General features: G+C 69.2%; 10 protein-coding genes. 4 read left to right on the top strand and 6 right to left on the bottom strand.

The window, feature by feature from the left end; translation table 11 throughout:
• Positions 1–107: 107 nt before the first annotated feature.
• Entirely contained in the window at positions 108–473 is a 366-nt protein-coding gene (locus tag MRBLWH3_RS05490) for a hypothetical protein (protein ID WP_363429450.1), read from the bottom strand.
• Positions 474–620: 147 nt separating this feature from the next.
• Between MRBLWH3_RS05490 and MRBLWH3_RS05485 the strand changes: the two genes are divergently transcribed.
• Both MRBLWH3_RS05485 and MRBLWH3_RS05480 read left to right on the top strand, forming a co-directional pair.
• On the top strand, positions 621–1784 hold the full coding sequence (locus tag MRBLWH3_RS05485) for a xylanase (RefSeq protein ID WP_363429448.1): 1164 nt from the start codon (positions 621–623) through the stop codon (positions 1782–1784).
• 248 nt (positions 1785–2032) lie between these two features.
• Positions 2033–3607 (top strand): sugar transferase, encoded by a 1575-nt coding sequence (locus MRBLWH3_RS05480; RefSeq protein WP_363429446.1) that lies wholly within the window; start codon positions 2033–2035, stop codon positions 3605–3607.
• A 234-nt stretch (positions 3608–3841) separates the two neighbouring features.
• Here the strand turns inward: MRBLWH3_RS05480 and MRBLWH3_RS05475 are convergent, their stop codons facing one another.
• Both MRBLWH3_RS05475 and MRBLWH3_RS05470 read right to left on the bottom strand, forming a co-directional pair.
• Positions 3842–5122, bottom strand: a complete 1281-nt coding sequence (locus MRBLWH3_RS05475; protein ID WP_363429444.1) for a glycerophosphodiester phosphodiesterase — start codon at positions 5120–5122, stop codon at positions 3842–3844.
• Between the two features lie 288 nt (positions 5123–5410).
• Positions 5411–11428 carry a DUF7594 domain-containing protein gene (locus MRBLWH3_RS05470; protein WP_363429442.1) on the bottom strand — a complete coding sequence of 2006 codons (6018 nt, stop codon included), beginning with the start codon at positions 11426–11428 and terminating at the stop codon, positions 5411–5413.
• A gap of 501 nt (positions 11429–11929) precedes the next feature.
• Between MRBLWH3_RS05470 and MRBLWH3_RS05465 the strand changes: the two genes are divergently transcribed.
• Positions 11930–13297 (top strand): glycosyltransferase family 4 protein, encoded by a 1368-nt coding sequence (locus MRBLWH3_RS05465; protein WP_363429440.1) that lies wholly within the window; start codon positions 11930–11932, stop codon positions 13295–13297.
• A 195-nt stretch (positions 13298–13492) separates the two neighbouring features.
• Here MRBLWH3_RS05465 and MRBLWH3_RS05460 read toward each other — a convergent pair whose 3' ends face one another.
• Positions 13493–17248 carry a LamG-like jellyroll fold domain-containing protein gene (locus MRBLWH3_RS05460; RefSeq protein ID WP_363429438.1) on the bottom strand — a complete coding sequence of 1252 codons (3756 nt, stop codon included), beginning with the start codon at positions 17246–17248 and terminating at the stop codon, positions 13493–13495.
• 230 nt (positions 17249–17478) lie between these two features.
• Between MRBLWH3_RS05460 and MRBLWH3_RS05455 the strand changes: the two genes are divergently transcribed.
• Positions 17479–18195, top strand: a complete 717-nt coding sequence (locus MRBLWH3_RS05455; RefSeq protein ID WP_363429436.1) for a CDP-alcohol phosphatidyltransferase family protein — start codon at positions 17479–17481, stop codon at positions 18193–18195.
• Between the two features lie 10 nt (positions 18196–18205).
• Here MRBLWH3_RS05455 and MRBLWH3_RS05450 read toward each other — a convergent pair whose 3' ends face one another.
• Positions 18206–19408: a hypothetical protein gene (locus MRBLWH3_RS05450; protein WP_363429434.1), complete on the bottom strand. Its 1203-nt coding sequence runs from the start codon at positions 19406–19408 to the stop codon at positions 18206–18208.
• Complete coding sequence (locus MRBLWH3_RS05445) at positions 19405–20544, bottom strand: glycosyltransferase family 4 protein (protein WP_363429432.1); 1140 nt, start codon at positions 20542–20544, stop codon at positions 19405–19407. The genes MRBLWH3_RS05450 and MRBLWH3_RS05445 overlap by 4 nt, the downstream gene beginning before the upstream one ends.
• Positions 20545–20579 lie beyond the last annotated feature (35 nt).

Below are 20579 nucleotides of genomic sequence, written 5' to 3'. Positions count from 1 at the left end.
GCGGGTTGAGGGGGGCCGCTCGGCGAGTACGCACGCCATCCGCGCGACCTCGATGCGATGGTCCTTGGCGCCGCCGGCGCCGGTCGCCGCGGGCGGCAGGCGGTGGTTCAGCGAGGGGCGAGCTCGGAGGTCACCGGGAACGGCAGTCGGAAGCGCTCGGGGTCCGCCCCGACGGCGGAGGCGGCGCCGTATTCGTCAGCCACGACGGTGACTCCCCGCGCGCTCGCCTCGGCGATCCGCACCGGGCGCGCGGTGCCGTCGGGAAGTCGCAGGATCCACTGGTCGGCGAGATAGCCGATCCCGAGCTCGTCGAGCAGCTCCTCGGCGGCGAGCCACTCGACCGCGCCGACGCCGTCCGGGGTGCGTTCGCGGCCGAGCAGGTCGAAGACGCGGAACCCGTCGCCGGAGGCGAGCATCCATCCCAGGATCTCGCCGTCGGCGCGACGGTGCTCGATCCAGTCGGCAGGCAGCATGAGACCCGAGCCTAGCGACACCTCCGGCGCGAGGCGACGCGCATCATGCACAACCCGCGTCGCGGTCGGGCGGCGGGCGGCGGCATCCGGGTAGCATCCCCTCAGAGATCGCACGTGGGGATGCGCGGTCCGGATCAGGGGATTCGTATGGCCACCTTCGGCACACCTCCCGCCCGACGACCGTCGGCGCGGGTGCGACGCCGGCGCCTGTTCGCGGGCATCGTGGGCGCCGTCGTGCTGCTCGCCGTGATCGGCGGCACGGTCGCCGCGATCGGCTTCGCGCGCGCGGGCGCCGAGGACCGGGGAACGGGTGCTGCACCCTCCGCGACCGAGTCGCCTGCACCGACGCCCACCCCGACGCCGCCCACGGCCGAAGAGCAGCTGCTCGCCTCCTCCACCGACCCCGCGGCGTGCGCGGTGAGCTTCGCGGGCGATGGCATCGCCGACGCACCCATGCTGCAGACGCAGGGGGCGCTGTACGCAGGACTTCCCATCCCCTCGCGCGATGGGCTCGTGTTCGCGGGCTGGTATGCGACGCCGGCGGATGCGGCCGCCTTCGCCATCCCGGCACGCGTCAACGGCTCCGAGCCCGTCGTGTGCACCGATCAGCGCGTCACGCTCCACGGCGCGTGGATGAGCCCCGCGCAGAACGAGGCCGAGGACGCCCGCATCCCGATCCTGATGTACCACCAGTTCACCGCAAACCCCCAGGGTGAGAGCGGCTGGCTGCGCGGGAACTACGCGTACATCGGCGACTTCGACGCGCACATCAACCACATCGCGACGACGGGCTTCTACCTGCCGACGTGGGACGAGCTCTCCGCGTTCATCGACGGACGCCTGTTCCTGCCGACCCACTCGGTGATCGTCACAGACGACGATGCCGACCAGACGTGGTTCGACCTCGCCGCACCTGTCGTGGACGAGTACAAGGTGCTCACCACGTCGTTCATGATCACCGCCTACCGGCAGGACCCGCCGCCGAACCTCTACGTGCTGCGCCGTTCGCACACGCACGACATGCACCGCGCGGGCGCGAACGGCGACGGACTCATCACGAACCTCTCGGTGCCCGAGATCGTCGCAGACATGGACACCTCGTTCGGCGTGCTCGGGGTCAAGGAGATCGTGGCCTACCCGTTCGGGCACTACAACGACACCGCGAAAGAGGGCCTGCGCCAGGCTGGATGGGAGATGGCTCGCACCATCGAACCCGGCTACGTCACGATCGGCACGGACAAACTCGCCCTGCCCACCGTGCGCATCAACTACGGCATGGGGCTGGACGCGCTGATCAACCTCATCGGGTGACGGCGGCGAGCGGAACACCGCGCATTACAGGGTCGAATTAACCGCTGTCAAGTTTTTCGTGAGAAGCCTCTTCCGATCGGGCCCCCACAGCAGTACATTTACAACGCGCAGGGGGGCGCGGTACCCGAAACCAACGTTCCCTTTCGACCCGACAACCCGGCCGGGTCTGCGCACTGGGGTTGGTCAGTTCGACGTTGCCGTCGCGCCGTCCGACTGGGGAAGCACATGTCTGCTAAGGACGCGTCGTCGTGCGCGCGGTGGACCGCGGTCTGAAGCCGACCGCGATCGACGCGGCGCCCACGGGCGCCGGAGGAGTGACCCGAACGCTCCTCCGACGTCCACCCCTGACGCGCCCGATCTTCGACGTGCTTCCCGACGCGATCGCCCCTCGCGTACAGCCGTCGCTGGAGCGCCGCCACCTCTGGGAGCGGCGCTACCGGCGGCGGTTGGTCGCGACCGATGCGGCCTGCGTCACCGCGGCGGCCATCGCCGCGATGGTCTTCGAGACGGGGGTCACCCCCTCCCTCGCCGCCCTCGCCCAGCCGGCACGCATCGGGGTCTTCGTCGTCTGCGCCTGGATGGCGCTGCTGTGGCTCGCCCGTACGCGCGAGGCGTCGGTGCTCGGCGCGGGAGCCGCCGAGTACATGCGCCTCGGGCATGCGACGGGATTCGCCTTCGGCATCCTCTCGACCGTTTTCATCCTGGCTCAGCTGCCCGGGTTGCGCGCGCAGCTCATCATCGCGCTCCCGTGCGGGCTGGTCGCGCTCGTGCTCACCCGCCGACTGTGGCGCAAGTGGCTGATACACGAGCGCGAGAGGGGCGAATGCGTCTCCCGGGTCATCGTCGCCGGCGACCGCGACGAGGTGGAGTACGTCATCGACAAGCTCATGCACGACCCGCACCACGCGTACATGGTGATCGGCGCGACGACGACGGACGGGGTGTTCGAACCCATCGACATCGAGGATCACCACTACCCGGTGATCGGCTCGATCCGCCTCACCGCGAGGTATGGACGTGAGGCCGGCGCCGACGCCATCGTCGTCGCCAGCACGCCTGAGAACGACCGCGACTTCGTACGGCGACTGGGGTGGGAGCTGGAGGGCAGTGCGGCGGAACTCGTGCTGTGCAACAGGCTCACCGACGTGGCAGGGCCGCGCCTGTCACTTCGACCGCTCGACGGACTGCCCCTCGTGCAGGTCAAGATCCCAGAGTTCGAGGGGGGCATCCACGCCATCAAGCGGGGGATGGACGTCGTGCTGTCGCTGCTCGCCCTCGTGCTGATCGCGCTCATCGCACCCTTCGTGGCGATCGCCATCAAACTCGATTCGCGTGGGCCGGTGCTGTTCCACCAGCTGCGAGTGGGCCGTGACGGCCGGCAGTTCTGGATGCTGAAGTTCCGGACGATGGTCGCCGACGCGGAGATACGGCGCGCCGAGCTGGTCCCCCACGACGAGGGCGCGGGGCCGCTGTTCAAGGTGAAGGACGACCCTCGCGTGACGCGGGTGGGGGCCGTGCTGCGAAGGTTCTCCATCGACGAGCTGCCGCAGTTCGTGAACGTGCTGCGCGGCGACATGAGCATCGTCGGACCCCGTCCGCCGCTGCCTTCCGAAGTGACGTCTTACGACGGCACCGTGTACCGCCGCCTGTACATCAAGCCCGGAATCACCGGACTCTGGCAGATCAGCGGGCGCAGCGATCTGTCGTGGGACGACAGCGTGCGGCTCGACCTGCGCTACGTCGAGAACTGGTCCATCGCGACCGACCTCATGATCATGTGGCGCACCGCGCACGTGATGATCGCGCCGAAGGGGGCCTACTGATGCTCCCGCGGACGACTTGGCCGGCGACAACGGCGTCGCCGGCCGCCAACGACCGGATCCGCGGTCACACGCCGCCATACCCGCCGTGTGCAAACCGGCGATCGCGTGTGACGACAGCCCGTTCCCCCAAGCGGGCGTGGCCGCGGGTCCCTGGGGTGGCGTGGAGCACGTCACATTCCCGCAGAGGAATACTTCTCCCGCACCATTCCGGGTAGCTCATCTGCTGAGGTGCGGTCACCCCGAGACGACACGGAGTCCCGAGAATTCGACCGCCTGGTCCGTCTTGTAATCCTTGAACAGGCGCACCCAGGCGCCGCGGAGAGTCGTGCCCGTGAGGACCGCCTCGAGCGCGGTGCGGTCACCCACCGTGACGTGCACGCGGTCGTCGTCGAGGTCGATCCGGATACGCACCGCAGAGCCTGCGGTCGGCGCATCCACCTTGCCGGCGGACACCGGGGACCCGGTCACACCCCGCTCGTACGGAGCGATCTCGATCGTCCCGTCGACGTCGAGCGTCAGCTGACAGCCGGTGGCATCTCCACGCTCGCCCTGCCCTCCCGGCGCGTCGCCGCTCAAGGCGAACACCACGCCGGCGGACCCCTCCGGCGGGATGGCATCCGGCCAGGCGATGGTCGCCTCCAGTCGGCGGAGCCCTGTCCCGGCGGCGGCGAGCGAACCCATCAGGTAGCTGGTCGCACGAGCGCTCTGAATGCGCAGGGATTCTCTCGACGGGACGAACGCGGGCTGAGACGACCAGCCCAGGGTGTCGATCGCCGAGGGCAGGTCGCCGGCTGCTCGCCTCCCGGTGGCGAAGGCGTCGCGATCCGCGGGCCGACCGCCGAGGAGGTAGGGGACGTTGGAGCACATCATCCCCGTGACGCCGAGTCCGGCGAGCCGCTCCACCTGATCATGGAACCGCACTTCCCAGCACATCACCGGAAGGCCCGTACGGACAACCTGCAGGATCAGCTCGTCGGACGCCCCCGTGGGCACTCCGAGGATGTCGAACGTCGCCGCGAACTCGTCCAGGCGATCGAGCTGTTCCTCGTCGAAGTAGCCCCAGGTACGGTAGCCCCTCTCCTTGGCAGCGCGCACCTGTGCGGCCGGCGCCCATTGCTTCCACACGAAGCGCTCCGTGGGACGGGCCTGAGCGTCCAGGATGTCGAGGATCGGCATGGTGTTGGTCCCCTGCTTGTCCTCGATGAAGATGAGCACCTCCGGGCCGAGTTCCCGGAGCGCGTCCTCGAGCCTCGTCACCGGCTCCAGCGGGGTGTTGACGCCGAGCCAGCTCCGTGCGTCCACGTCGAGGGCACTCACCTCCCTCCACGTCATGTCGCCGATCTTCCTGTCCACACCGAGCACCCGCTGGGCGGACAGGTCGTGATGGCAGACGAGGACGCCGTCCGAGGTCGCGCAGACCGAGATCTCGATCGCGTCCGCACCGGCAGCTTTCGCGTTCCGGTAGGCGGCGAGGGTGTGCTCCGGCCAGTTGTCGCCACTCCCGCGGTGCCCCACGTAGAACCTCGTCCGAGCGAGCAGCTCGGATACCGAGGATGGTGCCGGTGGGCGCGAGGGGGTGGGCGTGGGCGAGAGAGACGGCGAGGGGCTCGGAGGCGCCGCGTTCGGAGCGGGCCGCGGGCCAGGCACAGCCGTGCAGCCCGCCAGCAGCGCGGTCGACAGTCCTACGATCAGAAACCCGCGCCGCGAGATCGGAGACGGTGTCATGGCCTCTCTCCCGTTCCTCGTGGAACGCCCGCCGAGCCCTTCAGCGAGCAGGCGCCTCGGACCCCGCGATCTGCGGACTTACGGCACCGCTGTATAGGTGAGTGTCAGGGTGGGGCGGTACGCAGCGGTGGTCGCCTCCCGGGACCAGATCCGGACGTTGTCCGTCCCGGCCACGCTCGACATGCGCACCGTCACCGTCTGACCCGCCCGCCCGGCGAGGTCCGCCGCGCTGAGGGTCGCCGTGTAGGCGGTGTTGACAGCGGCGGCACCGGACAGCTGGCCGATGGCACCGGACGCCGTCTGCGTGATCCTGTTGTTCCACGTCATCGTCGACTCGTCCCACGTGCCCGACATCAGGTGGAAGACATGGGTGTCGGCAGATGCGGCAGTGGCGTCTGTCGACGTGCGTACCGCGAGCGAGACGGCCGTCAGCTGCATGCCGGCCGGCGCCGCCGGCAGTGCGAACGACATGAACGACTCGATCGCCGTGTTGAACCGCGACGACAGCTGGTTGGTCGTGCCGTACAGCCCGGCAGCGTTGCTGGCGGCCACCATCGTGTCGGCGGTGGTGGCCACCGTCTGCACGACGGGCGGCACCGCCGGCGGTGTGATGGTTGCCGTGGCCGCGGTCGATGCCGCGCTGACATTGCCCGCAGCATCCCGAGCGGTCACCTTGTAATGCCACGTGCCCGTCGGCCGCCCGTTGTCGGCATAGGACGTCGTGGTGACGTCGGCGAGCCGGGACGATGCGTCCGCGGTGAAGTCCCCCGCGGCGCCGCGATAGACCGTGTACCCGGTCACTCCGGTGTTGTCGGTGGATGCGGACCACGTGAGGTTGACGTCGGCATTGTTGACGACGGATGCCGAGAGATCCGTCGGCACCGACGGCGGCTCCGTGTCGGGGCCGGCCACGGGGGTGAACGTGAGCTTGACGGACGGCCGGTACGTCGACGACGTCGCTTCCGCGGACCACAGCCGGACGTTGTCGCCGCCCGCGCTCGACATCCGCAGCGTGACCGTCTGCCCCAGGGCCGACGCGAACGGCTCGGGGCTCAGCGCGACGGTGTACGGCGTGTTGAGCGCCGCTGCACCCGTCAGACTGCCGAGCACGCCGGAGACCGTCGTCTGCGGGCGGTTGTTCCAGTTCACCGCGGCCTCGGTCCAGGCTCCGGACATCAGTCGGAAGTCATGGGCGTCCGCGGACGCGGCGGTGGTGTCTGTCGACGTGCGCACCGAGAGGACCGCGCCGGTCAGCGCGGTGCCGGCGGGCGCTGCCGGCAGCGGAACAGCGAGGAACGACTCGATCGTTCCGCCGGTCCCGCGGGACGACAACTGGTTCGACGTACCGTAGAGCGTCGCGGGAGAGGACTGCGCGACCATCGCGTCGTCGGTGATCGGCACGGTGATCTCGACCGGCGTGCCGCCGTTCGCGAGGATGGTCGCGTAGGTGCTTGCAGAGGCGGCGCTCACGTTGTTCTCGGCGTCCCTGGCCGTCACTTTGTAGTACCAGATCCCCTGTGGGCGCCCGTTGTCCCTGTATGTCGGCGCCGTCACGTCGGCGATCTTCGAGGCGGCGTCGGCGGTGAAGCCCGCCGTCGTCCCTCGATGGACGCTGTAGCCGGTGACGCCCACATTGTCCGTCGAAGGCGACCAGGTCACGGTCACGTCCGCATTGTTGGCGACCGAGGTCGCGAGCCCGGTCGGCACGGTCGGCGCCTGCGTGTCAGGACCGGAGACGGGCGTGAACGTCAGCCGCAGGGATGGGCGGTAGGAGGCCGACGACGCCTCCGCGGACCACACTCGCACGTTGTCGCTGTTGGTTCCCGACATGCGCAGGGTCACCGTCTGCCCGAGGAACGAGGACAGTCCGTCCGCGCCCAGAGCAACGGTGTACGGCGTGTTGAGGGCCGTCGCGCCGTTGAGTGTGCCGAGCACGCCGCTCGCGGTCGTGGTCGGGCGGTTGTTCCAATTGACGGCGTCCTCGCTCCACGCGCCCGTGACGAGCCGGAACTGAGGCGAGTCCGTCGTGGCGGCGGTGCTGTCGTTCGACGTGCGGACCGACAGCACCGCGCTCGTCAGCACGGTCCCCGCGGGTGCCGCCGGCAGCTCCAGCCGGATGAACGACTCGATCGTGCCGCTCGTGCCACGCGCCGACAGCTGGTTGGACGAGCCGTACAGCGTGGTGGGCGCGGACTGCGCCACCATCGCATCCTCAGTGGGCGTCAGCGTGACCTCGACCGCCTGCGACGGCGGCTCGACGGTCACCGATGCGGATGCTGCGGCGCTGATGTTGCCCGCGGCATCCTGCGCCGTCACCTTGTAGTACCACGTGCCGGCGGCGCGACCGGTGTCGACATGACCCGGCGTCGTGACTTCCGCGATGCGGTTGCCCGCACCCGGTGTGAAGCCTGCGCTCAGGCTCCGGTACAGGACGTAGGAGGTGACGCCGCGATCGTCGGTCGAGGCATCCCACGACAGCGTCACATCGGTTCCGCTGGACAGCGTCGCCGTGAGGTTGCCCGGCGTGCTCGGGGCGGTCACATCCGGTGGGACGATGGTCACCGCTGCGGTGTTGGAGGGCCCACTGGCGTTGCCGGCCGCGTCTCGTGCCACGACGCGGTAGTACTTCGCTCCGGCCGAGAGTCCGCTCTCGCTGAACGACGTGCCGGCGACCGTCCCCACGAGCGTTCCGTCGACGATGGCGAAGCCCGAGGTGGTGCCTCGGTAGACCGCATACTCCGTCACATCGACGTTGTCGGCCGAGGGCGCCCACGTGACGCTCACGCCGTCCGCCCCGGTCTGCGTCGCGGCCGCGCTGGCGGGCGCGGTCGGCGCATCGATGTCGGTCACATCGAGCTGCCTGGCAGACGAGGGTGCGCTCTCGTTGTCTGCCCCGTCGACCGCGGTCACCCGGTAGTAGTACGTGCCGAGTGCGGGCGATCCCTCGTGGTACGAGGTCGTGGCGGTGGTCGCGAGGAACGAGTCCGCGTCAGCGGCGAAATCGACCGTCGTACCCCGGAAGACCCGGTACTCGAGCACGCGGGTGTTGTCGGTCGACGCCGTCCACGAGACGTCCACCCCACCGGAGCCGTGCGTCGCGGCGAGGCCGGACGGCACGCTCGGCGGGGCGACATCCTGCACCCCGAGGGCATAGTGCCGCGCGATCTCGGTGGCGCTCAACCCACCGCCGTAGAGCGAGAACTCATCGAGCGTCCCCCGGAAATAGGAGTTCAACGGCGCCGACGGCCAGCTGGTGAGGTTGCCTCCGCCGATCCGCCAGTATCCGTTGCTGGTCTCGGCCCCGGTGACGGTGCTCTGAGCCACCAGCGCGCCGTCGACGTAGAGCTTGCGACCCGAGGAATCCAGGACCCCGACCGCCTGGTGCCAGTTGCCGTCGGCGTAGCCCAGCGGGCTGGTCACGACGACGTTGCTCGAGCCGACCCTCGAGCCGAAGACGAGATTGCCGTTCGACGTCATGTACAGGTGCTTGTCGTAGCTCGTGCCGTTGCCGGTCTGCACGTTCTCGAATCCGAACAGCTTGCCGCCGGGGGTCGTCGTGTTGAACCAGATCTCGCCGGTGAACGCCGCCGAGGGAGCGAGCGAGGCCTGGGTCGCGACCGTGCCGAGGAGAGTGCCGGGGGTCGTCACCGCGGTGTTGCCGGGGATGATGCCCGGCTGACCCTTCGTGACGCCTGTCCGATACGTGCCGGGGTAGGTGCCGAAGCGTGCGGCGTCGGCGGCGGTGTTGCTCGACGCCTCGCCGAGACGCCAGTACAGCGTCGGGTCGGCAGCGAAGACGCGTGTTCCGTACGCATCGGCGGGTGCCTGGTTGAGGCCCAGGTCCCGACCGGCCGCCTGATAGTGGTCGGCCACCGCGCCCGCGGTGAGCGCGGTCGCGTAGACGGCCGTCTCGTCGATCGAGCCCGCGAAGAAGTTGCTCGTCGGGCGGTTCGGCCATCCGGAGAGGTTGTCACCGCCGACGTGCCACACGCCCCAGTACGCCTGAGCGACGGAGTTCGTGTTCTGAGCGACGCGGACCCCGTCGATGTAGAGCGCCATGCCGCCGGCGCCCTGCGTGCCGACGATGTGGTGCCACGATCCGTCGTTCAGAGCGCCGGGCGAGGTCAGCGTGACGGTCGAGCCGGTGTACGCGCCGAAGAGCACACGACCCGTATTGGTCATGTAGAGGTGACGGTCGTAGCTCCCACTGAGGACCGTGGCTCCGGTGTCCGTGCGCGGGCGCCCGCTTCCGAATCCGACGATCTTCCCTCCGCGGGTGGTCGTCGTCTTGATCCACGTCTCGACGCTGTAGGTCGTCGGCGCCGGAGCCAGACCCTGATGCCAGACGTAGTCGTCGGCACCGTCGAAGACGAGCGAACCGCTGGGGTCATTCGGTTCCGGTGTGTCGGTCGAGCCGGCGGTGCCGTTCTCGAGGACGCCGGCTTGTCGGCCGGTGTTCGTGGCGGAGGCGGAGGCATCCTGCAGCCACGAGGCCGCAGCATCCCCACGCCAGAAGATGGCCGGCGCGCTCGCGCGGACGGATGCTGCGTAATCGGCGACCGACGCGACCGCCGTCGCCGTCGCGACCTGGGAGAGAACAGAGGTGTTCGTGCCGTCGGTCGCCCGGACGCGGTAGGTGTACGTCTGCCCCGCGACCACGTCGGTGTCGACGAACGTCACCTGCGGGCGGTTCCACCACACCGACGAGGACGCACCGCTCCAGATGGGGGTGGACGAGTTGTTGCGGAACACCTGATAGGTCAGCGGGGAGTCGTCGTCGTCGACCGAGGTGCGGATCCGGACTTCGATGGAGCCGCTGCTCTGGGCCACCGCAGCCACGGCCGGAGCCGGCGGGTTGCCGGTGTCGGTGGTCCCGAAGCGCGTGAGGTGGTCTTGTGCCGCGCCGTTGATCGTCGTGAAGTCACCGCCGCTCCACATGTACCGCTGCCCGGTGGACTTGCCGGTCGCGATGACCAGGGCGCGTGGCCCGATCCCCTCACCGATCCCGTCGTTGGACTTGGGGTCCCAGGCGAAATGCGATCCGTCGACGGTGCTCTGCGCAAGGAAGTAGTGGCGCATGCCGTCCTGCTGGAAGTGCATCTCGTCGCAGTTGTGGCCGTGGCTCACCGAGTAGAGGCTCGTCTGGTCCTGCAGCGTCATCTGGGTGGCACCGAGACAGGTGTCGCGCCACAGCTGGTCGCCCGTGGCCCACGAGAACGCCGCACGCCCGTCGAAGACCCCGCCGCCGGTGCCCTCGTTGGAGATGTAGAACTTGCCGTCGTCTCCGCTGAAGATGTGCTTGGTCACCGATGTGTTCGCGATGAACCCGGACGGGTAGGTGCGGATATTCGCACCCGTGACGGCGTCGACGACGGCGATCGAGTGCGAGTACGCACCGTTGACGTTGAAGAAGTCCCCGCCGACCGCGACCTTCGTGCCGTCCGGCGAGACGCCGATGCCGCGTCCGATGTCGTCGACGTTCGCCGTCCAGGGAAGCAGCGCGCCGGTCGTCACGTCGACAGCGGCGAAGCGCTGGCGCGACTCGCCGCCCACGGTGAGGAACATCCCGCCGAAGTACATCGTCGTCCCCTTCACCGCGATCGTGTGCACGATCGACGAGATGCTGGGCAGACGCAGGCTGGTCACCGTGCACGTGCGCACATCGATCTGGGCGATGCGGCCGGTCGACACCCCTCCGACGTTGGAGAAGTTGCCACCGATGTAGACGCTGTTGCCGTCAGGCGCGGTGACGGCTGCATAGATCGCCGGGGTGCCGCCCACCAGAGACAGACTGAGCTGGCAGCTGTCGGGGTTTCCGGTCTCGGCGTCGAGGATCGCAAGACCGTTCGTGGCGATAGACGAGCCCGCTCCCCCTTCGGGCGGGCGCAGCTCGCTGAACGTCCCACCGGCCACGACCTTGCCGGCCGATTGCGCGAGCGCGTATACCGTCCCGTTGGTCTGCCACGTGGGTAGTTCATCGGCGGTGAAGCCGACGCCTGGCGAGAGTGCCGAGGCTCGCTCGGACGGTGTGACGGCCACGAGACCGACGACGAGTGCCAAGGATGCAACAACACCCACCCAGTTACGTGAGACCACAGGTCACGCTCCCCAATGCCCACGATCGGGTCCGCGGGCCTCCCAGAAGCACCGTCGGGTTCCCAGTCGCGGGCTCGGACACTCTCCCCTGAGTGCGGCGCTCGGCATTCGGGACGATGCTACGCACACTGTACATCGCGGTCCGCGCTTTGTCTCCCCACGATTTGTGCACCGGTGCCCGCGTGCGCTAGGCGTCAAGGATCCCTGGTGAGGCAGGTGAACGCCGCACGTCCGGGCGGCGTATTCCGCGTGACGCCGCCGCGATGTATGGTGTGCCCGAAGACACGCACCCTGCCGGCAGGTGGGGGGCTTGCCGGTCGATGAACCCGAAACCGTCGACCGGCCTAGTCGACGGTCGTCGTACCCGAAACCGACGGCCGGCGTACCCGAGATCCACGGCGGACGTCGCCCGAGATCGAGGGGGGAGGACGGACGGCGCGTCAGAGCGCTCTCCGGGGTGATGCGTCGCGACGAAGTGGTCGGGCGCGTCTGGGAGGACAGATGGCTGGGCGATCGACCGGTGTCACGCAGCGCCGAGCACCGCGTGTGCTGTTCATCGGCATCAACTACGCGCCCGAACCGACCGGCATCGCGCCGTACACGGCGGGCATGGCTCAGGCGCTCGCAGGGCGCGGATGGCACGTGGGCGTGATCACGACCCACCCGCATTATCCGTGGTGGAAGGTTCAGGACGGCTTCGGCGGCTGGAAGCGTGTGGAGCAGCAGGAAGGCGTCGACGTCACGCGTCTGAGCCACTACGTGCCACACCGCCACACCATGGTGGATCGAGCGCTGTCGGAGGTGACGTTCGGCGTGAGAGCCGACCTCTCCCCTTGGCGGCATCCGGACGCCGTCGTCCTGGTCAGCCCGGCGATGATCTCCTCGCGGCTGGCCGCCGCCCGGGCCGCGCTCTCAGGGATCCCGACGATCGTCTGGGTCCAGGACATCTACACGCTCGGCGCCCGTGAGACGGGTGCCGTGTCCCGTCGGGCGGAGACGATCGCGGCGCTGGAGCGCGGACTGGTGAGATCGGCCGACCGTGTCGTGGTGATCCACGACCGGTTCCGCCGTGTTCTCCGGGAGGAGCTCTCCGTCGACACTCCCGTCGACGTCGTGCGGAACTGGTCGCACGTGACGACCGATGACGCCGGGCGCGACCGCGCGCTGCGCCGAGAGCTCGGCTGGGGAGACGACGTCGTCGTCCTGCACGCCGGGAACATCGGCGCCAAGCAAGGGCTGGAGAACGTCGTCCTGGCGTCGCGCGAGGCCGAGCGCCGTGGATCCCGCGTGAGATTCGTCCTCCTGGGCGATGGGAACCAGCGTCCGGCACTCGAGGCCATGGGCGCGTGCTCGCGACTGCAGTTCCTCGATCCTCTGCCCGACGGCCTGTTCGAGCGCGCCCTGGCATCCGCCGACATCCTTCTCGTCAACGAGCTTCCAGGGCTCACCGAGATGGCCGTCCCCAGCAAGCTGACGACGTACTTCGCGACCGGGCTTCCGGTGATCGGGGCCGTCGATTCGTCGAGCATCACGCACGATGAGATCTCCGCCGCGGGCGCCGGCCCCTGCGTTCCCGCCGGCGACCCTGGTGCGCTGGTCGATGCGGCGGAACGGTTGGCGACGGATCCCGCCGCCGCACGGATGTTCGGCGAGTCGGCGCGAATGTTCCGGGATCGTCATCTGGATGTCGAGGCAGCGGTCACGGCATTCGAGGGGAGCCTGACGAGGGCGATCGCCTCCGGCCGTCGCGCGCCGGTCAGCGCGCTGGCCGGTTCGATGGGCAGGGGACTGGGCACCATCGCGCGCCACGCATCGGCCGGCGCGGGTGGTGGCGATCGGCCTCTCACCGGCCGGCACCGCCATCCCTGAGCGGGCCACGGCATTCCGGTCGGCGGGCGCACCCTCCCGGTGGCGAGCGCGCTCTGCCGGCGGCGGGCGCACCCTGCCGGTCGGCGGGCGCACCCTCCCGGTGGCGAGCGCGCTCTGCCGGTGGCGGACGGACCAGCCCGGCGGCGGGACTCGCGGCTCACCGATCCGCTCGCCCCCCACCGGGCCTTCACTGCGTCAGGGTGTCGTGTAGACGAGGGTGAGGGTGGGACGATAGTCCGCTGCCGTGGCCTCCCTCGACCACAGCCGCACGTTGTCACTGCCCGCCGCACTCGACAACCGGAGAGTGACCGACGTGCCGGCCAGCGGTGCGAGATCGCTCGCCGACAGCGTCGCGGCGTACGGCGTATTGACGGCGGTCGCCCCCGTGAGCTGCCCCAGAACGGCGGCACTCACCGTGGTCGGGCGGTTGTTCCACGTGATCGTGCCCTCCTGCCACGTGCCGCTGCTCAGCCGGAACTCATGGATGTCGGTCGATCCGGCGGTCGGATCGGTCGACGTCCGCAGCGAGATCGTCGCCGACGTGAGGACCTGCCCGGCCGGCGCGGCCGGGAGGTCGAACCGCAGGAAGGACTCGATCGTGGTGTTGAACCGCGACGAGAGCTGGTTCGTCGCCCCGTACGCGAACGTCGGGTTGACCGCTGCGGCCATCGAGTCGGCGGACGTCACGATCGTCTGCGTCGTGGGTGGAGCCGGCGGACTGGTCACCACTGCGTTCGCCGCAGCCGACGCCGCGCTCACGTTCGACGACGCGTCGGTGGCGGCCACCTTGTAGTACCAGGTTCCCTGTGGTCGGGCACTGTCGGTGAAGGTCGTCTCCATCGCGTTGCCGATACGAGAAGCGTCGTTCGCGGTGAACCCGGCCGCCGTGCCCCGATAGACGATGTAACCGGTGACGCCGACGTTGTCGGTCGAGGCATTCCAGTTCAGCTCGACGTTGTTTCCACCTTCGACGGTCGCCGTCAATCCCGTGGGCACGCTCGGAGCGGTGTTGTCGGGGGCGACGATGACGACGGAGGCCGCGCTCGACGCGCCTGAGACGTTTCCGGCGGCGTCGCGGGCGGTCACCTTGTAGTACCACGTCCCCTCGGAGAGCGGCGCGTCATGATACGAGGTGCCGACGACATCGGCCTGGATGAGGGTATCCGTACTCGGTACGAAGCCGGCGTCCGAGCCTCGGTAGAGCGCGTACCCCGTCACCCCTGCGTTGTCGGTCGAGGCGGTCCACGAGACATCCGCCGCCTGCCCCGCCGCCACCGCGTTCACGCCGGTCGGCGTGCTCGGCGGGACGCCGTCGACGACGGTGACGGGAGCGGATGCTGCAGAGGCGGCGCTCGCGTTGTTCGCGCCGTCGAAGGCCACGACCTTGTAGTAGAAGGTGCCCGGAGGCGGCGCCACGTCTTCGAACGTCGTCCCGCTTGCCGTGCCGCGGAGCGTGTCGGCGGCGGGAGTGAACCCGGCCGTCGTGCCTCGATAGACCCGGTACCCAGCCACGCCGACGTTGTCGGTCGACGCGGACCATGCCACGTCCACGTTGGCACCGTCGAACGAGGCCCCGACGCCCTGGGGCGTGCTCGGCACGACGGTGTCGACGAATCCCGTTCCCACGTTGAAGTGGTTCTGGACCTGCTGCTGGGAGAGCGCCTGGTAGTACACCGCTGTCTCGTCCAGCTGCCCGTCGAAGTAACGGTTCACGAGGTTGTTTCCCGTGGTCGGGTAGCCGTTGAGGCTGTCACCGCCGACGTGCCACGTGCCCGTGTACGTGCCGCTGCCGGTCGTGGCGTTCTGCGCCTGCAGCGCCCCGTCGACGTACAGGCGCATGCCGCCGGGACCCTGCGTGCCGACCACGTGATGCCACTGCCCGTCGTTGAACGCGGTCAGGCTGCGCAGCGTCGTCGTGCCGAAGCCGGCGCGTACGCCGAAGCGGAGGAAACCGGTCCCGTTCTCCATGTACACGACGCGGTCGACGGTCCCGCTGGTGCGGTCCGTCCCGTTGTCGGAGCGAGGACGCCCGTTCGAGGATCCGTAGTTCGCGAGCGCTCCGCCGGTGGTGGAGGTCGTGCGGAACCAGGTCTCGACCGAGTACACGGTGGGCCCGGGCGCGATGACGTCATTCCAGATGTACTGCGGCAGGCCACTCGCCTGCGTATCGGTGAAGGTCGCGCTCCGACTTGCGTCGTTGGGGATCGCACCGGCCGCATTGCGGTCGACGCCGTTCTGCGCCAGACCGTTGAGGCCGACGACCGTCTGACCGGCGCTGTCGATGATCCACTGCGCGTTCGTCGTGTCGTCGTAGCGGTAGTAGAGCCGCGGCTGATCCGCGACGACGGTCGATGCATAGACCGATCCCGTCGACGACGCTGTGGCCGTCACCGTCCCCGTCAAGGCGCTCTGGTTGTTCGCCCGGTCGATCGCCCGCACGCGATATGTGTAGCTCGTACCGGGTGCGACGTCCGTATCGACGAATGTGGCCTGGTAGCGGTACCAGTGCTTCGACTGGGCCACGCCGGTCCATACCGGTGTCGTCGTGTTGGTCCCGCGGTACACGGCATACGTGATGTCGGAGTCGTCCGGATCGTAGACGCCCCGGATGTTGACCTGGATCGCATTCGGTGTGATGGCGCGCGCCGCGACTGTCGGCACCGGTGGTGCGCCCGTGTCGGTGGGACTGAACCGCGTGAGTCCCTGCTGGTTCGCGCCGTTGACGCGAGTGAACTCGCCGCCGACCCACAGGTACGCAGTGCCGTTCGTCCCCGGCCCGATCGCGATCGAGCGCGGGCCGATGCCTTCGCCCGTCCCGTCGTTCAGCTCGGGAAGCCAGCCGATGTGCAGCTGGGTGGGATCAGCAGCGTGGGTCACGGACAGGAACGTGCGCCGCCCGTCCGGGAACATCCCCATCGCTCCGCAGTCATGGTGGTGGTGGGCCTCGAACAGCAGCCCCTGGTAGGGCAGGATCGCCTGGAAGGCACCGGCGCAGTTGTCGCGCCATGCCTGGCTGTAGTCGGACCAGTTGTACGCGAGCGCGCCATCGAAACCGGCGAACCCTTCTTGCGCCACGAAGAACCGCGTGCCGTCGGAGCTGATCATCTTCGTGCGGGACGTGTTCCCGACGGTGTTGGCAGGCCAGGTGCGCAACACCGCTCCCGTCGTCGAATCCACGACGGCGAAGCTGTGGGATGCCGATCCGTTGATGTCGAACCAGTCACCGCCGATCGCCAGCCGGGTGCCGTCCGGGGACAGCTGGAGCGCATCGCCACGGGCGTTCTTGCCGGGTACGACGGTGGTGCTGTAGAGCTCCTCTGTCGCCCCGGACGCATTGGCGACGAATGCGGTCTGCAGTGCGCCTGCGCGGTTCACCTTCGCGAAGCTGCGCCTGGTCTGTCCGGCGACCGTCTGGAACACGCCGCCGAAGTAGACGAAGTCGTTGGAGGGCTCGATCTCGAGCACGTAGTTCGAGATGCCTGTCACACGGAACGGCGTGACAGTGCAGGTCGCGACATTGATCTCGGCGAGCCGGCTCACCGCCACGCCGCCGATGCTCGTGAACTGGCCGCCGACGAAGACCGTATTGCCGTCGGGTGCGGCTTTCACGGCGTATACCGCTGCCGTGCCGCCGCTGAACGCGACGGGCAGCTGACACGCGTCCGGCTCGCCCGTCGCGGCGTTGAGAATGGCGAGACTCGTCAGGTTTCGCGCAGTCCCCGACTGCCCTGCGCCAGGCCGGATCTGGCTGAAGGTTCCGCCGACGACTGCCCTGCCGCGGGAGATGGCCACCTGCCAGACCACGCCGTTGGTCTGCCACGTGGGCAGCGCATCGGCGCTGAACGGCAGATCAGGTGAGAGTGCTTTCGCCTCTTCCGCCGGTGGTAGAGCGATCAGTCCGATGGCGAGCGCCGCAACAGCGGCGACGCTCGCGAAAATGCGAGTACGCACGTGAAACCCCGTTCCCAGATATTCGAGACCGGTCGTCGCACTTCCCCCGTGGATCACCGGTCGCCCACAGGCTCCCCGTCCGCGGGCACACGTGCTGTCGCTGCGCTTCGGCATCATCGTCGTCGGGTGCAACTTGCCAGTACGCTTGACGCGGAGTTTACACGACAGGGCGCCAGACGCCAGGGTGGATTCCAACACTCGCACCACGAGGTGCGGAGGCATGGGGGGACATGTCCGGCCTGACCTTTCGCGAAGCCCTGGGTTCCTTGTCGAGCTCCCAGAAGACTCGAGCGGGCGTCTCGCTGTATTCGCGGTACATCAACCGTCCCGTCGGTCGCGTCTTCGCGGCGGCAGCCGCCTCCGCCGGGGTATCGCCGAACGGCGTGACCGCCGTCTCCGCGCTCTGCACCGCACTGGGCTTGATCGTGCTCGTCCTCAGCCCAGCCGGCTGGGTCACCGGTCTGGCCGTCGCGATCCTCCTGGCGCTCGGGTTCGCCCTGGACTCCGCGGACGGTCAGGTCGCGCGACTGACCGGACGCGGCAGCCTCGCCGGAGAGTGGCTCGACCACGTCGTGGATGCGGGAAAGATGGTCGCGGTCCACGCCGCGGTGCTGATCGCGGCGGCGGCTCAGGGGCTCTTGGCCGGGGCGTGGCTGCTGCTTCCCCTCGCCTACATGCTCGTCGCGGTCGTGCTGTTCTCTGGAATGACGATCTTCGAGCTGCTCCGCCGCACTCGGCCGCATCAGGCCGATCCACCCCGGTCCCCGTCGACGATCCGTGCGCTCGGGCTCCTGCCGGCGGACTATGGCGTCCTCGCTCTCGCCTTCCTTCTGTGGGGCTCATCGCAGATCTTCTTCGCCGTCTACGCCGCGCTGGGGGCCTTGACCGCCCTCATCACGATCGCGCTGCTCATCAAATGGTTCCGGGTCCTGCAACGGAGCGGCTGACCGATCGAGATCAGGGCGTCTCACGCGTGTCGCGTCGGTAGTGGAACAGCGCGACGGGGATGAACAGGAGCGGAGCGGAGATCGCGTTCGCGCCGAATCCGAGGATGAGGCTCCACTCGTCACCGCCGAGGGCGTAGCCGATGAGGAACCCCGCCGTCGTGACCGATGCGATGACGATGCGGACCACAGTGACCGCGGACTGATGATCGAGCACTCGGAGCACGATGCCGTGGATGCCCGACCAGCCGGTCAGGATGGTCGACGCCCCGACCAGCACCATGCCGAGGAGAAGGTCAGCGCGCTCGACGCCGGCCGGCGCCCACCCCGTGGACCAGATGACGCCGGTGAGGATCGCGACGACGGCGGTCGCCAGGAGACCGAGCCGGATGCTGGCGCGCCAGCCGCGAGCGATGACCGCCGACGCCTGCCGATAGTCGACGTGCGTGGCCCCGTCGGCGATGATGTTCGTCGTCGTCGCCGCGAAGGCCAGATTCAGAGGTCCGAGAAGGGTCTGTGCAAGCCGCACTCCCCCGATCAGATCGTTCGCGCCGGAGCCGGCGAGCACGAAGAGCGGCAGGGAGACGATGAACTGGCCGACGACGAAGTCGAGCGTCTGCCATGCTGCCGACGAGCGGTAACGGCGGTACGGATACGTGCCGACGCGCAACGGAACCTGCGGAAGGACCACAGCAGCCGCGATCGCGCACGAGACGCCGATGACGAGCATGAACGACAGCGGCGTGGCGGCGAGAAGGGGCAGCGCCGTCGCCGAGACGAGCGTCAACCGGATGCCGTCGCCCGCGGCGACGGCCCAGCGCCGGCCCGAGCCGATGGCACGGTAGCGCACCCAGTCGTAGAACACCGGAACGGCACCGGCGATGCCGATGAGCCCCGCCTCGGTGGGAGCGGCCCCGGTCGAACTGATCGCGATCGCGGCCACCGCGAGGGCGGACAGCGACGAGACGACCAACATGTATCGCGCCGGCACCAGCGACGCGGAGTCCGTTCGCTGGAAGATCAGTGCGGGCTGGTAGAGGGCGGCCCGGGATGCTCCGACCGCGAGCACGCCGGCCAGCGTGATGATCGAGAACGACGTGAAGGCCGGAGGATCCATCCGGACCGCGGCGATCAGCATGGGCACCGCCCCCGCAGCGCTGGAGAGGATCTGCGCGATCGTCAGCGGGCGGGGAAGCCGCAGACGACGCCGGCTCATTTCGCCGCCGCTCGGATCGCGGCCTCCAGGTTGGCGCCGACGGCCTCGACGCCGAACCGGTCCGGCGGTGCGGACGCCATCGCCAGTTGCCTCGCGAGATGCGCGTCGTCGCGGAGGAAGCTCGCGAGAACCGCCGCCAGCGCTCGGGTCTCGACAGGGTCGACGGCGACCGCGGCAGCGCCCGAATCGACGATCTCCTCGGCGGCACCGTCGCGCGTGGACAAGACGACGGGACGCCGGGAATTCACCGCCTCGAAGCCCGCCAGCGAGCGATAGTCGCCTTGCGTCGGGCAGACCACGACATGCGCGCGCGCGTAGTCGGCGGCCACCTCGTCGTGCGACCTCCCGCCGTGGAAACGGACCCGCTCGCCGAGCCCGAGCTCGACGACCTGCTGCTGAAGCACCGCGCGCTCCGGCCCGTCTCCGACGACATCCAGCGTCCAGTCGCGTGCGTGGTCGGGAAGCACAGCCAGGGCGGCGAGGAGGAGGTGGAGCCCTTTCCGGCGCTGAAGGCTGTTCAGGAAGAGAAACCGCACGGGGCCGCCGTCGTCCGAACCGGCTGAGGCCTCGCCCGGCTGAGATGTCAGGTACGGCCCGACGCGCAGCCGCTCTGCACGGATGCCGAGTCGCGCCCGCGCGTACTGTGCCGTCCGGTCGTTGCTCACCAGCACGATGTGGGACCGACGCGCAAACGCCCTCTTCACGGCCGTCGCGAGTCTGCCGTCACGACCGCCGCGGAACGAGGGGTCGGATTCGATCAGCTGGACGACTCGACGTCGTCGTAGGTGCGCCACGGTCGCCGAGACAAGCGCCGTGGGGGTGAACTCGACGATGACGACGACATCGGTCGGACGCCTCAGCATCCGCCACGCCGTGCCCGGCGTCGGGACCCGGAGGTTTCCCGTGTAAGTGAACTCTCCCACCAGCCGGTCTCGTCGCCGCATCCAGAAGCGCAGGTCGGGGGCGAGCGGAAGCTCAGGGTACCGGTCGACGGGATAGTCCTCCCTCACGAGAACGGCGGCACCCGGAAACCTCGCGGCGAACTGCCCGAGGACCTCGCGGAAGTAGGCCAGATCGTCCCCGAACCCGAACGCGCCGCTCACCCACACCGCTCGCAGGTGATCGGACGCTGTCACCCGGCCCTCCCTCGACCCCGTGTTGATCGAGCGCG

Source organism: Microbacterium sp. LWH3-1.2, assembly GCF_040675855.1.
Lineage (GTDB): Bacteria > Actinomycetota > Actinomycetes > Actinomycetales > Microbacteriaceae > Microbacterium.
The sequence above is the reverse complement of the archived record's forward strand: the minus strand, read 5'-3'. Positions and strand labels throughout refer to the sequence as shown.